The organism is Kroppenstedtia guangzhouensis (assembly GCF_014637345.1).
Classification (GTDB): Bacteria; Bacillota; Bacilli; order Thermoactinomycetales; family DSM-45169; genus Kroppenstedtia; species Kroppenstedtia guangzhouensis.
The window spans coordinates 1-2,328 of the sequence record NZ_BMEX01000053.1 but is presented as its reverse complement, the minus strand read 5'-3'; the positions used below and the strand labels follow the sequence as shown (position 1 = coordinate 2,328).

The window sequence follows — 2,328 nt, the reverse complement described above, 5'->3', positions numbered from 1 at the left end:
GGACTTGCGGGGGATCAGTACTGCTTCCCGCACTGACGGGTGCTTCAGAAGGCACGCCTCGACCTCCCCCGGCTCAATCCGGTGACCCCGGATCTTCACTTGGTCGTCGATCCGTCCCAGGTACTCCAGCTCTCCTCCCGGCAACCACCGGACCAGATCCCCGCTCCGGTATAGACGCTCTCCCGGCACCAAGGGATTCTCGACAAACCGCTCCGCCGTCAATTCCGGGCGATTCAGGTAGCCTCGGGCCACTCCGTCGCCCCCGATCCACAGTTCCCCCGGTACCCCGATCGGTTGCAGTTGCCCTTGTGGATTCAATACATAGCACCTGGTATTTGACAACGGCCTTCCAATGGGTACGGTCCCTTCCGGTACTCTCTCCACCCTGTGAAAAGTAGTGTAAACTGTCGCTTCCGTCGGACCGTATACATGCAGAACACGTCCCGGCCCTAAGGCATTAAAGGCTTTTTGCACATGGGAAACCGAAACCAATTCCCCTCCAAACAACACTTTCCGCAGATGTAAAAATGATGTCAAATCGAAATCGACCAAGGTATTGAACAATGCTGTGGTTAAAAACAAAACGGTAATTTTCTCATTTCGAATCAACCGGGACAGTTGAATTCCGTCTGAAACGATTTCACCCGGCACCATCACAAGAAGTGCCCCTGAAAGCAAAGTGCTGTAAAAATCAAAAGTGGAACCATCGAAAGCATAGTTGGACCACTGCAACACCCGGTCTTCCGGGGTCACTTCCAGGTAGCCGTTGTTGATCACGGTTCGCACCACATTCTGGTGGGTGGTCATCACTCCCTTGGGCTGGCCGGTGGAACCGGAGGTGTAGAGGATGTAGCACAGATCTCGGGCTTCGTTCACCGGATGCGGATTCTCCCGGGGGTACCCCTTGAGATCCAGNACCCCTTGAGATCCAGCTCCCCGCTCACCCACACCTCCCCGGCAAAGTCGGGAAGGTTCTCCCGGCTCTCCGCCAGCAGAAACCGGACGCCGCCGTCGGTGAGCATGAAGCTTTTTCTCTCCTCCGGATAGGTGGGATCGACCGGCAGGTAGGCACCCCCTGCTTTCAGCACCGCCAACAGGGCGATGATCATCTCCGGGGTCCGGTCGAAGTGAAGTCCCACCACCTCTTCCCGGGCCAATCCCCGCTCCCGCAGGGCATGGGCCAGCCGGTTGGCCTCTTCGTTCAACTCCCGGTAGGTGAGAACCCTCTCTCCCCTTTTCACCGCCACCCGGTCCCCCTGACGGGCCGCCTGTTCCTCAAACAGCGAGACCAAGGTCGCATCCTTCGGATATGACACCCGGGTGTCGTTAAAGGTGTGCAGGAGTTGCTCTTTTTCATCCTCGGTGACCAATTCCAATTCAGCGATCTTCCGGTCCGGATCTGAAATGATTTGCTCCAATAAATGCAAGAAATGGCGAATCATCCGGCAAATGGTCTCTGTCTGGAAGAGGTCCGTCCGATACTCCACAATAAAGGAGAGCTCTTCCCCTTCCACTCCGGCAACCATGAGATCATACTTGGCATGATGCCACTCCGCTTTATATGGCTCAACATCAATGCCAGGCAATTGAAATCCGCCATGATCCATGTTTTGCATGACAAACAGAGTGTCCACCAGGGGATGGCGCCCCAAGTCCCGGGGCAACTCCAATCGCTCCACCAACTCCTCAAAGGGGTAATCCCCATGTTCCTGTGCCTGTACCACCTGTTTTCGCACCCGGGCAAGAAAATCGCGGAAGCTTTCCTCCGGACGGGATTGATGCCGCAATGCCAAGGTATTGACAAACATCCCGACCACTTGCTCCAGATCCGCATGGGGACGTCCCGCCACCGCAGTCCCGATCACAATGTCATCCTGCCCGCTGTATTTGGAAAGCAACACATGGTACGCCGCCAGCAAAACCGTATATAAGGTCGTATCTGTCTCAAGAGCCAACCGTTTCGCTTCGGCAGTGAGAGCTTCATCCGCCCGGAATTCCGTGACGGCTCCTTTAAACTGTGCCACAGCGGGCCGTGGAAAGTCCGTGGGCAACTCCAGCACCGGCACCCCGTCGGCAAAACGTTGCATCCAGTACCCTTCCTGCTTTTCCATGGCTTTCCGCCGGGACTCCGACTGTTGCCAAACGGCGTAATCCTTGTACTGAATCCGCGGTGCTTCCAACTCCTCTCCCCGGTACAGCGCCGACCAGTCCCGCATCAGTACATCCATGGAAACCCCGTCGGAAATGATATGGTGCAGGTCCCATACCATCAGATGACCCTCCGTCTCCAACGGGATCAAGGCGGCACGGAACAGCGGAGCTTTCCCC

At 56.5% G+C, this 2,328-nt stretch carries 2 protein-coding genes; both read right to left on the bottom strand.

Features of this window, described 5'->3' with window-relative positions:
• The coding region (locus tag IEV46_RS18435; RefSeq protein ID WP_188433926.1) for an amino acid adenylation domain-containing protein at positions 1 to 876 on the bottom strand (876 nt) is incomplete at its 3' end.
• Positions 873 to 2,270: a non-ribosomal peptide synthetase gene (locus IEV46_RS18430; protein ID WP_444542870.1), complete on the bottom strand. Its 1,398-nt coding sequence runs from the start codon at positions 2,268 to 2,270 to the stop codon at positions 873 to 875. The genes IEV46_RS18430 and IEV46_RS18435, both read right to left, overlap by 4 nt.
• Positions 2,271 to 2,328: the final 58 nt, after the last annotated feature.